Below are 14,633 nucleotides of genomic sequence, written 5' to 3'. Positions count from 1 at the left end.
GACTTTGTAATGGCAGTCTATAGGAAATTAGACTATTAGTTTATTTTTCCTCGGATGACTTGGAGAGCGCCGGCCGATCTCCCCCGTATAGCGCATTCATATGCTCCGCATGAGCCGCTCCCCAATCGTTCAATGCCTGCAACACCGTGCTTAAACCTTTGCCGTAATCCGAAATCGAATATTCTACTTTCGGAGGGATTTGTTTATAAACCTCGCGATGTACGATATCGTGATGCTCAAGTTCTCTTAATTGTTGGGTGAGCATCCTTTTGTTTATATTCGGTATTGCCTTTTGAAGCTCGTTGAATCTCATTGTACCGTTTGAAATAAGTTGAAGCAGAATGACAGGCTTCCATTTTCCAATTAGAATATCCAGTGCCGATTCAAATTTACAATATTCTTTCATTGAGACCTCCTGCATCCCATTGCTCTGTTAGGTAACTTTTTGTTTACCAGGTTTAAATAAAGTGCCTACTTCCTTAAATCAAATGCTACAGACTATTATACCTTTAGGGAATGTCGAAAAAACAGTCAGGAGGTTGGAACCGTTCATGAATATCGCAATTTGGATCGTTCAAGGGCTTGTAGCACTAGGTTTTCTCTACTCAGGTTGGATGAAGGCGTTTCGGCATGAAAAAGCCAAGGAGTCTTGGGGATGGGTAAAAGATGTTTCAAAAGCGTTCGTCGTCTTTATCGGGTTAGCGGAATTGTTGGGGGCACTCGGAATCATTCTGCCCCAAGCGGTCAATATCGCGCCTGTGTTGACGCCAATTGCCGCAACCGGACTTGCCGCAGTCGTTCTATTCGGCGCCTTGTTCCATGTTAGACGTAAGGAATACCGGGAGATCGGCGTGAATCTTGTCTTCTTCGCGTTAACAGTATTCGTTGCGATCGGTCGTTTTTAAGCCGGCATTATATCTACGTTATGTTAGGATTATCTAGCCGCTTTACCGGCAAGAGGAGCATTTCGCCCACATGGGACTGGCGATCCCGCGTCAAACATTGGCGAACTGGATGATGTACGAAACGAACACGTTTGCTGTCGCCGATAACCGATCGCACGCGCTGAATAGCTGTTGAATCATGACTTCCTGTATGCTGGCGAGACGATGCCTGCAGGTGCTGCGCGAGCCGGGGAAGTCTTCCGAAACATAGTTGGCGACCTGCTCGAGCAGGTGACGCAACTTGAGGATCTGAAATATCTGGGGGAGCTGGAGGTTCTTGTCATAGTCGCCTTCCATTCCGCAGACCTGCCGCGTGTTCAAATCATAGTCGAAGTTTATTTTAGCTCTCATCTTGAATTCAAGATGGGGGCACTTTGACGCTTGCGCGATAATAAGTGGATAAGGAGTAGAAAAGAAGTGATATAAGAAAGGGAATGGAGCGGAAGTGGAACGGAAAAGGGGCCGAAACAGAACCGAAGATGAAGCGAAGTTGAAGTTAGTGTAAAAAAATGGGTGATGAAAGTAGCGGAAGTGGAGAGGGGAAATGGCGATTAGGGTGTGAAGATGAAGCAATGAAGCCAAAGTGGAGCGAGAATGGAAGCGAGGAGGAGAAGGAATGATATAGAAATATAGGTGCTTGCCGAAACAAACGACTTGCATGCCGAATCGAACAGGGCCGAATTATGCGATTGCGGTGGCTTATGTTGTACTTTGTACAACATAAGCTGCTCTTTTCGAACGGATCGGCGATCATGTTGCACAAAATACAGCATAATAAGCTTCGTTTAGGGAAAATGGCGGAAAATTCGTGGTTATGCTGCACTTTATACAACATAGAGGGCGGATCCGGCGCCGTTCGCTCTAGTATGTTGTATTCCGTACAACATGCCTCGTTCGGCACTGGCTGGCATTAGCGTGCGGCCAACGTGCAAGACGGCAGAGCGACAGCGGCCGCCCTAGCGCTCGCCCGCCTGCGCGGCCGCTTGCAAGGCCAGCAAGGCGGCGCCGTGCGCGGGTTTGCGCTCGGAGATCGCGACGTCGGTGCGGCGGCCGAGCCGGCGCTGCTCGTTCCATTCGTTCAAGCAGCGCCGATATGTGTCGCGGAACAGTTCGGAATGCTTGAAAATCGAACCCGTCGCCGCAACCGGAGCGTCTGCGAAGTACGGATGCTTGCCGCGCAAAGCGTTGGTTAACGCCGCCAATTCCCGGGCCGCCTTCTCGACGATTTGCCGGGCGGCGGCGTCCTGCATCGTCTCTGCCGCTCGAATGCATAGATGGGCGTATTCGGCGATATTCGCTTTTTGAATATGCGGTTGGTAAATATAGGTGCGCAGTTGTTCCGGACTGGAGAATCCGTGCTTCTCGAGCACGAGTCCGGTTAACGCCGTCTCGGGGCATACGCCGTCATAGCTTCGCATCACCGCCTGCAGCACGGAAAGGCCGATATCGTAACCGCTCCCCTGGTCCCCGAGAATATGACCCCAGCCGCCCGTGCGGTAGCGCATGCCGTCCGGTGCAACGCCGAAGACGATCGCGCCGGTTCCGCTGATGGCAATAATTCCCCGAGCATGGCCCAAAGCGGCCATTAACGCGATTTCCGCATCGTTATGAATCAGGATGTCGCAGGAGCATCCATGCCGATCGCCGTATTCGCGCAAGCTTGCCGCTATCTTCTCCCGTTCTTCCGCGCGGTCGACGCCGGAAAGGCCGAGACTTACCGCCAAACAGTCGGCCGCGGCCATGCCTGCGTCGTTGAAGCAGCAATCTAGCAGACGATATAAATTGTCTCTGGCAACGTCATAAGAAACCGCGTTCGGATTCGTGGCGCCGACTTCGAAGCTGCCGGCGATTTCTCCGGACAAATTCATGATGACGGCTTCCGTTTTCGTCCCTCCGCCGTCGATTCCGATCACATACCGCATTGATTTCCCCCCGTAAACGCAATGTGTTGACTTGAGTATACGCGAAACTCCGCCAAGATGTAAAATGAAAATTTTATATATTCAATAAATCTATGAAATAAAATTTCGTGTAATAACAGCCTGTTCCCGCTAATATAAGTAATTGTAAAATAAATATTTATAATTAAATAAAATTTCAAAACAAAATTAATTATTGAAATATTATTTTATAGCGATTATAATCTTGGTGAAAGCGCAAACAAATAGCTTGACTACTACGATTTTGGAGGGGATCGCCGTGACAAGGACCGTTCTGACCGGGGCGGATCAGTGGCAAGATATCGGGGAACAACTGCTTGCAGGCAAGCGGTTCGGGCTGTTGACCAGTCCGACGGGTTTCAATTCCCGGTTCGAGTCGACGATCGACGTTTGTTCCCATTTGAAGCAAGCCGAATTTGCCGCGATGTTCGCTTGCGAGCACGGCATCCGCGGCGAGAGGCAGGCCGGTTTGTTGTTCGAGGACGAAATTGATCCGCAGACCGGAATCAAGGTGTACAGCCTGTACGGCAAACATCGCAAACCGACGGAGGAGATGCTTGCGGATATCGACGCCATCGTATTCGATATACAGGACTTGGGCGTCCGCTTCTATACATATCTCTCGACGTTGGTCTATACGATGGAGGCCTGCGCGCAATACGGCAAAAGCTTCATTGTGCTTGACCGTCCCAATCCGCTCGGCGGCAACCGCATCGAAGGAGGATTGTTGGAGGACGGATACCGTTCCATGGTAGGCGCATGGCGTATTCCGGCGAGCACGGGGCTGACGATTGGCGAATTCGCGCGGCTTGTGAACGGTCAATCCGATACTCCTTGCGACTTGCACATCGTGCCGCTGCAAAACTGGAACCGGGATATGGAATATCCCGATACGGGGCTTCCGTGGCTGATGCCGTCCCCCAACATTCCGACAATGGAGACGGTTCGGGTCTATACGGGCAACTGCCTGTTCGAAGGCACGAATTTGTCGGAAGGGCGCGGAACGACGAAGCCGTTCGAGATGATCGGCGCGCCATGGCTGGACAGCGTGCAGCTATGCCGCACGATGAACGGGCTCGAGTTGCCGGGCGTACGTTTCCACCCGGTTACGTTCACCCCGATGTTCTCGAAACATCAGGGAGACCTGTGCAACGGAGTGATGACGTTCGTTACCGATCCCGGAACGTATGAATCCGCCGTTACCGCGCTGCACTTATTGCATCATACGATCAATTTGCATGGAGATCGTTTCGAATGGCTTGCGCCGAACCAACCGGCGGATCGCTCGGCCGCGCGATACTTCATCGATTTATTGTCAGGCAGCGATGCGGTCCGCACGACAGTGCATACCGCAGCAGGACTTGCGCAAATCGTCGAAAGCTGGAAGCGGGATTGCGCCGGGTGGAGCGAGCTGCGCAAACCGTTCCTTATCTATTAAGGAAGGATCGAATGCTATGACGAATCCGCCATACGAAGCAAACGGGACGAAAGCGACGAACTCTGGCAAGCTGCGGGAAGCATGGAACGTCCTCAAGCTGGCGATCGAATCCGGCCACATTCCCGGCGCGACCGCAGCGGTATCCTGCCGCGGCGGCCGGGTCGAATTCGCGGCCGGATATGCCCGGACGGGAGCCGGGGCGGTGCCCGCACAGCATCATACGTTGTACGATTGCGCCTCATTAACGAAAGTCGTCGTGACGCTGCCGCTTATTCTCATTGCGATCGAGCGGGGGATGGCCCGCCTGGAGCAACCTGCGGCGGATTATATCCCCGAGTTGGCGGCGCACGGCAAAGGGCGAATTACGATCCGGCAACTGCTCACCCATACGTCCGGACTGCCAGCGCACCGCGATCTCCATTCGCTCGGCCTTTCACGGGACGAAACGATCGCTTATATTTGCGGTTTGCCGCCGGACGAAGAGCCTGACCGCTCAATGATTTACAGCGATCTCGGCTTCATTCTGCTCGGGGAAATCGCGTCCCGCCTATTCGACTTGCCGCTGCGGGAAGCGGCAAGTCGGTATATATTCGAACCGCTCGGCATGAAGGACAGTTGCTACTGCCCTGCGGCGGAGCGATGGGGAGACGTTGCCGCAACCGAATTCGACGAGCGGGCTGGCGCGTACCGTCAAGGGGTTGTGCACGACGACAATGCCGCGGCGCTCGGCGGCGTCAGCGGGCACGCCGGGCTGTTCTCCACGGCGTTCGATCTGAGCCGCTATGCCGACATGTGGCTGAACGGCGGAGTAGGCGAAGGCGGGCGCCTTCTCTCGGGCGAAACCGTGAAGCTGGCAACCGCATCGTGGACGCAAGCGATCGAGGGCGCCAACCGCGGGCTCGGATGGGTGCTCAAAGGCGACCGGTGGGACGCCTCTGGCGGTTCGATGTCGGATAGCTGCTACGGGCATACCGGATTTACGGGAACGAGCCTATGGATCGATCCCGCCAAGCGGTTTACCGCCGTATTGTTAACGAACCGCGTTCATTTCGGCAGGCATGTCTCCATTGCCGAGCTTCGCCAAAATTTCCACGACGCGGCGGCCTCCATCGCAGCCGCGATGGAAGCGTAACTACGAGGAGGAATCATCATGCAGGCAATAAGCTTTAGAACGTATCAACCGGGCGACGAGCCGGCGATTGTCGCCTTATGGAACCGGCGTTTGACGAAAGATTTGATGACGCGCCGAAGATTCCGCAACCTTGTTCTGCTCGATCCGAACTTCGATCCACAAGGGCTGCGGCTTGCATTTGAGGGAGAGGAACTGGTCGGCTGCCTTTATGCCGTCCGCCGATTGCTGCCGATGGTCGGCACGGAGCTCGAGCCGGCTCACGGGTGGATCCCGTTCTTTTTCACGGCGAAACATCGCGAAAGACAGGGGATTGCCGGCAGGCTGCTGCAGGAGGCTATTGAATTTTTACGGGAATGCGGCCGAACCAAAGTATTCTTCTCCTCTTACGCTCCCAATTACGTCGTTCCCGGGATCGATGCCGAGCATTATCCCGAAGGCAAGCTTTTTTTGGAAAAGAACGGATTTGCCCGGCAATATTCCGCCGTCGCCATGGATATGTCGCTCGTGGATTTCGAAATTCCGGACGAAGCGGCGGAACTGAAGCGAACTCGCATAGCGGAAGGCTATACGTTCCGGCAGGCGGAGGACCGCGACCTGTACGAATTGATCCGGTTCGCCTCGGACGTCTTTAATCCGGATTGGGGGAGAGCGATTCGCGAAGGCATTTTGCAAGGTTTGCCGTTGGAACAAATTTTGATCGCAAGGCGGCAACAAACGCTTGTCGGCTTCTGTATGCATGGGGGATACGAATTGGTCCGCGAACGATTCGGGCCGTTCGGCGTCGATCCGCAAGAACAAGGCAAAGGACTCGGCAAAATTCTGCTGTACGACTGTTTGGCGAATATGCGGGCGCAAGCTTTGCACGGCGCCTGGTTTCTATGGACCGGCGAAGAAAGCGCCGCCGGCCGCCTTTACAAGAAGGTCGGCTTTCGTACGACCCGTCGCTTCGATATTGTATGGAAGCCGATTTGATCGTCTCGTTTTCATTTTCCTAATCGAGGAACGGAGGAATGCCTCAATGAAAAAGACGTTTATCGCTGTGCTGGCGCTTATACTGATGATCGCCACGGCCGCTTGCGGCGGCAACAAGGAGACGGGGGCCAAGAAGGGCAAAGTTACGCTTGCGCTGCTCTCGCATTATGCCGGATCGAACGAGGAGAAACTGAAGCCTTATATCGACGAATGGAATAAGGCCAACCCCGATATTCAAGTAAAGCTGACTCCGGTGGAATTCGAACAATTGCTGCCGACGATCATGTCCAAGCAAACGGCCGGACAAGTGGCGGACATCGTTCACGTCTACGCGCTGTGGGGAGGGCAATTGATCAAAAATAAAGTGCTCGCCGACGCGCCCGACGATGTCGTCACGGATGTCAAGGCGAATTATCCGGACGCCGCCGTCCGCGGCGCTTCCTTGAACGGCAAAGTGTTCGGCTATCCGACGGAAGTGCAGACATACGGTTTATTTTACAACAAGAAGCTGTTGAAAGAAGCCGGATTCGATAATCCGCCTGCAACATGGGATGAGCTTCTGGCTATGGCGGAGAAGATCAACCGGAAGGACGGATCCGGCAAAACGCTGGTTCAAGGATTCGGCTTCCAACGGAGTTACGCGGGAATTGTCGATCAACCGTTTATGGCCCTTATGGCGACGGCGGGCGGAACGCTGCTCTCCGAAGATTTGACAACGGCGCAGGCGAACTCGGATGCTGCAAAAAAAACGCTGGAATTATACTCCAAAATATACGGCAATAACGGCATATCCGATATCGGCATCAATCCGACGAAGGCGTTCGGAACCGAGCAAGTGGCGATGACCGTAGGCGCTGGCTGGTGGGCCGGATCGTTAAAGACGTTAATGAAGGAAAACTTCGCCAATGTGGGCGCGGCGCCGCTTCCTTCGCCCGACGGTACGGCGCAAGGCTCTCTCGCCTACACTTGGGCGTGGGGCGTCAACAGCAAATCGAAACATCAGGAAGAGGCTTGGAAATTTCTGAAATGGTTCAATACGGAAGCGTTTAAGGACGGCATGACGGCGGAAGGAAGCTTTTTGCTCGATGCCTTCAACTCGATCTCCACGCGCAAAAGCGATTTGGAATCGGCTCCGATCCAGGAAAAGTTGAAAACCGATCCGATCATGAAGGTGTTTACCGATGCGCTCGACTATGCGGTGCATGAGCAAAATCCGCCGACAGGCTCGGAGATCCAAAACATTTTGTATCGGGAAATCGAGAATATGTGGGCAGGCAAAACCACGCCCGAAGAAGCAGCGGAAAATGCCAACAGGGACATTCAAGCGAAGTTAGGCGAATGACATTCGCGGCCGGACGACAGCGGATCAACCGTACGGCCGCGGGAAGGGGGTACGGCATGGCAGGCAAAAGGCGAAATAAGGAAGGCGTTGTCGGATATGCGTTTTTGTCTCCCATCCTCGTTTTTTACGCGATCTTTTTGCTGCTGCCGCTGGCATTTTCATTGTACTTGAGCTTCAACGAGTGGGGCGGCTTCGATTTGGCGGAAATGAAGTGGGTCGGTTTGCACAACTACAAGGCTATTTTGACAGGCGATTCGACTTTTTTGCACCCGATTTTAACGAATACGTTTTTGTTTGCATTTGGTACGGTGGCCATTTCGTTTTTTTGCGCATTATTCGTTTCCTATACCATTACGAGGCTGCGTTTCGAAGGTTTTTGGCGCACCCTGTATTTTTTGCCGACCGTGACGACGGTCGTTGCGATCGGGAACATTTGGCTGTATATGTACAATCCTACGAACGGCCTCATTAACGAAATTTTATCCTGGTTCGGCATTGCGACAGTCAATTTTCTCGACAATCCCGACATTGCGCTCGGTTCGATTATCGTCGTGGGCGGCTGGCTCGGCATCGGCAGCTCCATGCTGATTCTAACCGCCGGACTGAAGGGGATACCCGACGATTTCTACGAAGCGGCCACATTGGAAGGAGCGGGAGTCTGGCCGATCTTCCGCCGCATTACGCTGCCGCTGCTCAAGCCTTCCATCTTGTTCGTCCTGATTACGTCGTTTATCGGCGGATTGCAATCCTATACGCTAACGATGGTGATGACGAAGAACGGAGGGCCGGGCAATGCGACGAATGTAGGCGGCCTGGAAATGTATTTGCAAGCCTTCTCCTTCGGCAATTGGGGAACGGCCAGCGCGATGGCGTTCGTCCTGTTCGTCTGCATATTTGCGATTACGGTCGTTCAGCTTGCGTTTTTTAAGCAGGGGGGAGTGGAGAGCTACTGATGAAACCGCGAATTTTTCCATGGTTCTCGTACACGTTCATTATCGTCGGAAGCATCGTGATGGTATTCCCTTTTCTCGATATGCTCTTCTCTTCCTTTAAAGGGGCGGCGGAGTACAACAACATTCATTACACGCTGCTGCCGGAACAATTTCAATGGGACAATTATGCGAATGCGATCGAGAAGCTGAATCTCGGCCTGCTGTTCAAGAACAGCATCGTCAAGTCCGTTTCGACGACCGTGCTGGTGCTGCTGACGAGCGCCATGGGCGGTTACGCGCTGACAAAGCTCAGATTCAAGGGCAGGAATTTGATTTTCCGTTTTGTCTTATCGACGATGATGTTTCCCGCTTTTCTGTTTTTAATTCCGAATTTTTATATTATGGTGCATTTCCCGCTGGCGGGCGGCAACGATTTGTTCGGCGAAGGCGGGTACGGGGGGCTGGCCGCCACGCCTTTGGCGCTCATTTTGCCGTTTGCGGTGAGCGCGTTCGGCATCTTCCTGATGCGGCAATTCATTATGGGCATCAATGACGCCTATATCGAAGCGGCAAGGCTGGACGGCGCGTCGGAACTGCGCATTTTCTTTCAACTGGTGCTGCCGATGACGGGACCGGCGCTGGCGACGCTCGCGATCTTCGAATTTATCGGATCGTGGAACGAATTTATTTGGTCCTTGCTTATGTATTCGGTCAATCAAGACCTTGCGACGTTGCCGGTCGGCGTTCAAATGCTAAAAAGCCATCTGGACCCTGCGTTAACGCAGCCGCTCGTGATGGCGGCGCTTGTCGTCAGCACGCTGCCGATTTTGATCGTATTCGTGTTTTTGCAAAAGTATTATGTGCGCGGCATGATGAATTCCGGAATGAAGTAAAAAACATTTCATACTAAAGGAGTTTTTGCGATGAGTAACGAAAAAAGATTGCATATTTTGGCTATCGGCGGCCATGCCGGGGATATGGATTTGACGGCGGGAGCGGTCATCGCGAAATATACGCAAGCGGGACATCGGGCGACCTTCCTGCATTTGACGCCGGGAGAGAAAGGGCATCCCCGCCTGTCGCCGGAGGATTACGCCAAGCAGAAGGTCGAAGAAGCGCATCGGTTTGCGGAGATCGTCGGAGCGGACGTGCGGTTTCTGGCCTATAAGGATGCCGAGCTGCCGGTGAACGATGAAGTGAAGTACGAAGTGGCGGACGTCATTCGCGAAGTGAAGCCCGACATCATCATTACGCATTGGAAAGGCAGCATTCATAAAGATCACGCGAATACGCATTACATTGTGGAAGACGCGCGTTTCTACGCGGCGCTCAAAACGATTCAGCGCGAGCTTCCGGCCCATTTTGCGGGCAAATTGTATTATGCCGACAACTGGGAAGATCCGTACGATTTCCATCCCGAGGTGTTCGTCGACATTCCGGAAGAAGCGTACGAGGCGTGGGTCAAAGCGATGAACGTATACGCTTATGCGCGCGGCGAGACGTCGGGCTTTCCGTTCATCGAATATTATAAAGCGCTGACCGTCGTGCGCGGGGCGCCGGCCGGATTCAAGCGGGCGCAAGCGTTCGCCGTCCCGCGGGGCGCATTGACGAAGCGGGTGCAATTTTTCGAATAAGCGAAACGATTGTGCCGATTGAAGGAGGAATGGAAAATCGAATGAATGGGGGACTCGTCAGACTAAGGGAAATTATAGAGGATCTTACACCGTCGGAGAAAAAAGTGGCGCAATATATTTTGGATTACCCCGAGAAGATGGTCGGAATGTCGGTTGCCGAATTGGCGCGCTACAGCGGCGGAAGCCAGGCGGCGATCATTCGGCTGTGCAAGTCGATGGGCTTGAAAGGCTATAAAGATTTAATGCTGAAGGTGGCCGGAGATCTGCAAGGGGGCGAACAGGTCTATTCCTATCAGGAAATTCGCCCCCACGATTCGATGGAAACGATTATTCAACATGTGTCCAACAATAACATTCAATCGATACGCGATACGGTTAAAATTTTGGACGCCGGCATGATTACGAAAGCGGTGGATGCGATTTGCGCCGCGGAGCGGATTTATTTCTACGGATTGGGCGCGTCCAATTTAATCGCCATGGACGCGCAGCATAAATTTATGCGGATTAACAAGACAAGCCTTTGTTTTGCGGATCCGCATTTGCAGCTCGGCTCCTCGGTGGCCCTTACGAACAAGGACGTTGCGGTAGGCATCTCCTATTCGGGGGAAACCGAGCATGTCATTGCGAGCTTGCAGAACGCGAAGCGGGCGGGAGCCGTAACGATCGGCATTTCCAAGTACGGCACGACCCCGCTTAGTACGGTCGCCGACATCCCGCTGTATACGTCCTCCACGGAAAACGAAATTCGCAGCGGCGCGACCTCGTCCCGGATTACGCAACTGAATGTCGTCGATATATTGTATCTCGGCGTGGCCAGCAGAGATTACGACCATTCGGTGCAATATTTGGAGAAGAGCAGGTCCGCGATCAACGATTTGACCGGAAGAAGCGGGAAATAAACCGCAGCGAAGAAGAAGGCTGGATGAGACGGGGAGGGAAACGGTATGTTGAGCGAAGACGTCAAACGGAGGCTGCGCGATATTGTGGGCGAAGCGCATTTCAAGGACGATGCGGAAAGCTTGATTACCCATTCGTACGATGCGACGCCTATGTATCAAAGCTTGCCGGACGGGGTCATCTATCCCGGCACGACCGAGGAGGTCGCCGCGATTTTGCGGACGGCGAACGAGCATCGAATTCCGATCGTCGGCCGGGGAGCGGGCAGCAATTTATGCGCCGGCACGGTTCCGGTGGAAGGCGGAATCGTCATGGCGATGAGCAGGATGAACAAGCTGGTTGAAATCGACCGCGATAATTTGACCGCAACGTTTCAGCCGGGGCTGAACACGAAACGGTTTCACGAAGCGGTCGAAAGGCTCGGTTTATTCTACCCGCCGGATCCGAGCTCAATGACGATATCTACGTTAGGCGGCAATATTATGGAATGCGCGGGAGGACTGCGCGGCTTGAAATACGGCACGACCAAAGATTACGTAATCGGATTGGAGGCGGTGCTTCCTTCGGGCGAAATCATTCGAACGGGAGGCAAGCTGTACAAAGATGTGGCCGGCTACGATTTGACGAAGCTGCTGGTCGGATCGGAAGGAACGCTGGCCATCGTGACGGAAGCGACGGTCAAATTGATTCCGGCGCCGAAATATAAGCGGACGATGCTCGCGCTCTATCAGGATATTTATGCGGCGGCGCGCACGGTTTCGCGCATCGTCGGCAGCGGGATCATTCCGTCCACGCTGGAGTTTATCGACAATCCGACGCTGCGGGTCGTGGAGGAGTTCAACCGCATCGGCCTGCCCGTCGAGATGGAGGCGGTATTGCTGATCGAGCAGGACGGAGGCGATCAGGCGGCCGTGCTTCAAGACATCGAGCGGATTGTGGACATTTGCCGGGAAGAAGGGGCGGCGGACGTGCAGATTGCCGAGACGGCGGAGGAAGCGGAGAAACTGATGAAGGCAAGGCGCAGCGCCTTGTCTACATTGGCGCGGATCCGCCCGACGACGATTTTGGAGGATGCGACCGTACCCCGTTCCCGGATTGCCGACATGGTCGTGCGCATTAACGAGATCGCGCGCAAGTACAATGTGCATATTTGCACGTTCGGCCATGCCGGCGACGGCAACTTGCATCCGACCTGTACGACCGACGCCCGCGATCCGGAAGAAATCGAACGGGTGGAGCTCGCTTTCGCCGAAATCTTCGAGGCGGCGATCGAGATGGGAGGAACGATCACCGGGGAGCATGGGGTCGGTGCGGTGAAAGCCCCTTATTTGGAATGGAAGGTCGGCGAAGCGGGCATTGCATTAATGAAAAATATTAAGAACGCGTTCGATCCGAACAATATTATGAATCCGGGCAAAATATTCGCCAAAGAAACCCGTAAAAGAGTGGTGGTGCAGCGATGAATACGACGACGAGGCCGAATTCCGTTGCAACGGGGAAGAACAAGGAATTGGCGGAGCGTATGAAGCTGACGTTGAGCTACGACGAGTTGACGAATTGCATGCGCTGCGGATTTTGCCAGCCGGCTTGTCCGACGTTTCAGGAGACCGGCATCGAAGCGGCGTCGCCGCGCGGCCGTATCGCGCTCATGAAAGCGGTCGTCGACGGAATGATGGACCCGGACGAGTCGTTTCAAGCGCAGATGGACTTATGCTTGGGCTGCCGCGCTTGTGAGCCGGTCTGCCCGGCCGATGTCCAATACGGGCATCTGCTGGAGCAAACCCGCGATGCGATCGAGCGGCACGAGCCGCGCCGTTGGTGGGTTCGGGCGCTGCGCCGCACGGCGTTTCGCCAATTGTTCCCGCAGCAGCGCCGCATGCGCAAGGTAGGCGGCGTGCTCGCTTTCTACCAGCGCTCCGGCCTGCGCCGGTTCGCGCGCAAATCGGGCGCGCTGCGCATGTTCCCGCCATCGATGCGCGAGATGGAGTCAATCTTGCCCGACGCCTCGTCCCAAGGCGTCGTGGAGCGGCTCGGCACGCATGTTCCTGCAACCGGCGGGCGTCCCGCGGGCAAGGCCGGAATGTTCCGGGGCTGCATCATGGACGTGCTGTTTGCGGAAACGAACGTCAATACCGTCAAGCTGCTGACCGAAGCCGGGTTTGACGTCGTCATCCCGGATACGCAGAACTGCTGCGGCGCGCTCCATGCGCATAGCGGCGAGATGGAGCAAGCGAAGGAACTCGCAAAGCGGAATATTCGGGCTTTCCGCGACGCGGGCGTCGATTATATCGTGTCGAACGCCGGCGGCTGCGGGGCATTGCTGATCGAGTACGATCATTTGCTGCGGGACGACCCGGAGTGGGCCGAACTCGGCGCATGGTTCGCCGCCCGCGTCAAGGATGTGTCGCAGATCATTATGGAGAAAGGGCGAATTCCGAAGTTCGCGGATGCCGCTGGGGAGTCGGCAGTGGAAGGGCGGGCGGCAGCATCGAACGAAGCGGCCGCGGCAACCGCTCCTCCGGCCGCCGCTCCCCCGTCGCCGACGATCGTCACGTATCAGGATTCATGCCATTTGCGCAACGTCATGCGAGTAGGCAACGCGCCGCGCGATCTGATGAGCCGGGTCGAGGGAATTCGTTTTGTGGAACTTGCCGGCGCCGATACGTGCTGCGGTTCGGCCGGCATCTATAATTTGCTGCAGCCGCAAATGTCGACGCAAATACTGGATCATAAGATGGAGCATGTCGCCGACACCGGGGCGCATTATTTGCTTACAAGCAATCCGGGCTGCCTGTTGCAAATGAAGCTCGGCATCGAGCGGGCCAAGCTCGGGGAGCGAATGCAGGCCGTCCATATCGTCGATTTCCTGTACGATCGGCTGAGTAAATAAGTACGACCGGCAACTGCCTATGGTTGCCGGTCGTTTTTTCTTGTTGGCGCCTATCGGTGTTAACTTTTCTTAGCAATACGAAAACAGCTGTATGGATTACTGTGCTTCTTCACATTCATTCTACCGCCCTCCTCTACAAATTCGCAGATTCAGGATCAGTTAATTGTAACAAACGGCCCGATTTCGGACCGTTTGCGGACAGACGATCCTATATTCGCGGCAAAAGTGCAAGAACAAACACTCGACGAACGGATAACGAAACCAATGCCCGCCTAAACAGCAAATAAGCGATTTGGACGCATCATAACGGCCGTACGGTCCGGATAGCAATCTCTAGATGCAACCCTATTGCACAAACCGCGACTTTTTGTACGAAAATAAACTCTTTAACATTAAAGCGCTAAAGTCCCTTGGACCGAAAAGGTTTCCTAAGCAACATTAATATCCATAAAGTTACAGTTATGCTGGGACTATCTCACGTAGCTCTACTTCATAACCCATTTGTTGAATTT

At 54.3% G+C, this 14,633-nt stretch carries 14 protein-coding genes; 11 read left to right on the top strand and 3 right to left on the bottom strand.

Features of this window, described 5'->3' with window-relative positions:
* Nucleotides 1-40: 40 nt before the first annotated feature.
* Entirely contained in the window at nt 41-406 is a 366-nt protein-coding gene (locus LQ229_RS18400) for a helix-turn-helix domain-containing protein (protein WP_230192504.1), read from the bottom strand.
* 145 nt (nt 407-551) lie between these two features.
* On the opposite strand from LQ229_RS18400, the gene LQ229_RS18395 reads away from it, so the two are divergent.
* Nucleotides 552-905: a DoxX family protein gene (locus tag LQ229_RS18395; protein ID WP_216539685.1), complete on the top strand. Its 354-nt coding sequence runs from the start codon at nt 552-554 to the stop codon at nt 903-905.
* A gap of 90 nt (nt 906-995) precedes the next feature.
* Here LQ229_RS18395 and LQ229_RS18385 read toward each other — a convergent pair whose 3' ends face one another.
* Together LQ229_RS18385 and LQ229_RS18380 are read right to left on the bottom strand one after the other, a co-directional pair.
* Nucleotides 996-1,295, bottom strand: a complete 300-nt coding sequence (locus tag LQ229_RS18385) for a hypothetical protein (RefSeq protein WP_230192525.1) — start codon at nt 1,293-1,295, stop codon at nt 996-998.
* A gap of 605 nt (nt 1,296-1,900) precedes the next feature.
* The gene (locus tag LQ229_RS18380; RefSeq protein WP_230192503.1) at nt 1,901-2,866 is read right to left on the bottom strand and encodes a BadF/BadG/BcrA/BcrD ATPase family protein; all 966 of its coding nucleotides are present in this window, start codon (nt 2,864-2,866) and stop codon (nt 1,901-1,903) included.
* 247 nt (nt 2,867-3,113) lie between these two features.
* Between LQ229_RS18380 and LQ229_RS18375 the strand changes: the two genes are divergently transcribed.
* The 10 genes from LQ229_RS18375 to LQ229_RS18330 are packed head-to-tail and all read left to right on the top strand — an operon-like array spanning nt 3,114 to nt 14,121.
* Nucleotides 3,114-4,322, top strand: coding sequence for a DUF1343 domain-containing protein (locus LQ229_RS18375; RefSeq protein WP_356711253.1), 1,209 nt, complete (start codon nt 3,114-3,116; stop codon nt 4,320-4,322).
* A 16-nt stretch (nt 4,323-4,338) separates the two neighbouring features.
* Nucleotides 4,339-5,454, top strand: coding sequence for a serine hydrolase domain-containing protein (locus LQ229_RS18370; RefSeq protein ID WP_216539689.1), 1,116 nt, complete (start codon nt 4,339-4,341; stop codon nt 5,452-5,454).
* An 18-nt stretch (nt 5,455-5,472) separates the two neighbouring features.
* Nucleotides 5,473-6,426, top strand: coding sequence for a GNAT family N-acetyltransferase (locus LQ229_RS18365; protein WP_216539690.1), 954 nt, complete (start codon nt 5,473-5,475; stop codon nt 6,424-6,426).
* 46 nt (nt 6,427-6,472) lie between these two features.
* Nucleotides 6,473-7,768 carry an ABC transporter substrate-binding protein gene (locus LQ229_RS18360; protein WP_230192502.1) on the top strand — a complete coding sequence of 432 codons (1,296 nt, stop codon included), beginning with the start codon at nt 6,473-6,475 and terminating at the stop codon, nt 7,766-7,768.
* Entirely contained in the window at nt 7,765-8,721 is a 957-nt protein-coding gene (locus LQ229_RS18355; RefSeq protein ID WP_230192501.1) for a sugar ABC transporter permease, read from the top strand. The genes LQ229_RS18360 and LQ229_RS18355 overlap by 4 nt, the downstream gene beginning before the upstream one ends.
* Nucleotides 8,721-9,593, top strand: coding sequence for a carbohydrate ABC transporter permease (locus LQ229_RS18350; protein WP_230192500.1), 873 nt, complete (start codon nt 8,721-8,723; stop codon nt 9,591-9,593). The genes LQ229_RS18355 and LQ229_RS18350 overlap by 1 nt, the downstream gene beginning before the upstream one ends.
* 30 nt (nt 9,594-9,623) lie before the next feature.
* Nucleotides 9,624-10,334, top strand: a complete 711-nt coding sequence (locus tag LQ229_RS18345; protein ID WP_230192499.1) for a PIG-L family deacetylase — start codon at nt 9,624-9,626, stop codon at nt 10,332-10,334.
* A 41-nt stretch (nt 10,335-10,375) separates the two neighbouring features.
* The gene (locus tag LQ229_RS18340; RefSeq protein ID WP_230192522.1) at nt 10,376-11,233 is read left to right on the top strand and encodes a MurR/RpiR family transcriptional regulator; all 858 of its coding nucleotides are present in this window, start codon (nt 10,376-10,378) and stop codon (nt 11,231-11,233) included.
* A gap of 45 nt (nt 11,234-11,278) precedes the next feature.
* A complete protein-coding gene (locus tag LQ229_RS18335; protein ID WP_230192498.1) occupies nt 11,279-12,694 on the top strand; it encodes an FAD-linked oxidase C-terminal domain-containing protein in 1,416 nt (471 codons plus the stop codon).
* 59 nt (nt 12,695-12,753) lie between these two features.
* Nucleotides 12,754-14,121 carry a (Fe-S)-binding protein gene (locus LQ229_RS18330; RefSeq protein WP_230192521.1) on the top strand — a complete coding sequence of 456 codons (1,368 nt, stop codon included), beginning with the start codon at nt 12,754-12,756 and terminating at the stop codon, nt 14,119-14,121.
* The last annotated feature ends 512 nt before the right edge of the window (nt 14,122-14,633 follow it).

The organism is Paenibacillus sp. CECT 9249 (assembly GCF_918697855.1).
GTDB lineage: Bacteria > Bacillota > Bacilli > Paenibacillales > Paenibacillaceae > MSJ-34.
This window is presented reverse-complemented; position numbering and strand designations above follow the sequence as displayed.

Bases quoted from the DNA above. Each gene is read 5' to 3' on its own strand.
- LQ229_RS18400 (WP_230192504.1), bottom strand. From the start codon at position 406: ATGAAAGAATATTGTAAATTTGAATCGGCACTGGATATTCTAATTGGA.
- LQ229_RS18395 (WP_216539685.1), top strand. From the start codon at position 552: ATGAATATCGCAATTTGGATCGTTCAAGGGCTTGTAGCACTAGGTTTT.
- LQ229_RS18385 (WP_230192525.1), bottom strand. From the start codon at position 1,295: ATGAGAGCTAAAATAAACTTCGACTATGATTTGAACACGCGGCAGGTC.
- LQ229_RS18380 (WP_230192503.1), bottom strand. From the start codon at position 2,866: ATGCGGTATGTGATCGGAATCGACGGCGGAGGGACGAAAACGGAAGCC.
- LQ229_RS18370 (WP_216539689.1), top strand. From the start codon at position 4,339: ATGACGAATCCGCCATACGAAGCAAACGGGACGAAAGCGACGAACTCT.
- LQ229_RS18365 (WP_216539690.1), top strand. From the start codon at position 5,473: ATGCAGGCAATAAGCTTTAGAACGTATCAACCGGGCGACGAGCCGGCG.
- LQ229_RS18360 (WP_230192502.1), top strand. From the start codon at position 6,473: ATGAAAAAGACGTTTATCGCTGTGCTGGCGCTTATACTGATGATCGCC.
- LQ229_RS18355 (WP_230192501.1), top strand. From the start codon at position 7,765: ATGACATTCGCGGCCGGACGACAGCGGATCAACCGTACGGCCGCGGGA.
- LQ229_RS18350 (WP_230192500.1), top strand. From the start codon at position 8,721: ATGAAACCGCGAATTTTTCCATGGTTCTCGTACACGTTCATTATCGTC.
- LQ229_RS18345 (WP_230192499.1), top strand. From the start codon at position 9,624: ATGAGTAACGAAAAAAGATTGCATATTTTGGCTATCGGCGGCCATGCC.
- LQ229_RS18340 (WP_230192522.1), top strand. From the start codon at position 10,376: ATGAATGGGGGACTCGTCAGACTAAGGGAAATTATAGAGGATCTTACA.
- LQ229_RS18335 (WP_230192498.1), top strand. From the start codon at position 11,279: ATGTTGAGCGAAGACGTCAAACGGAGGCTGCGCGATATTGTGGGCGAA.
- LQ229_RS18330 (WP_230192521.1), top strand. From the start codon at position 12,754: ATGAAGCTGACGTTGAGCTACGACGAGTTGACGAATTGCATGCGCTGC.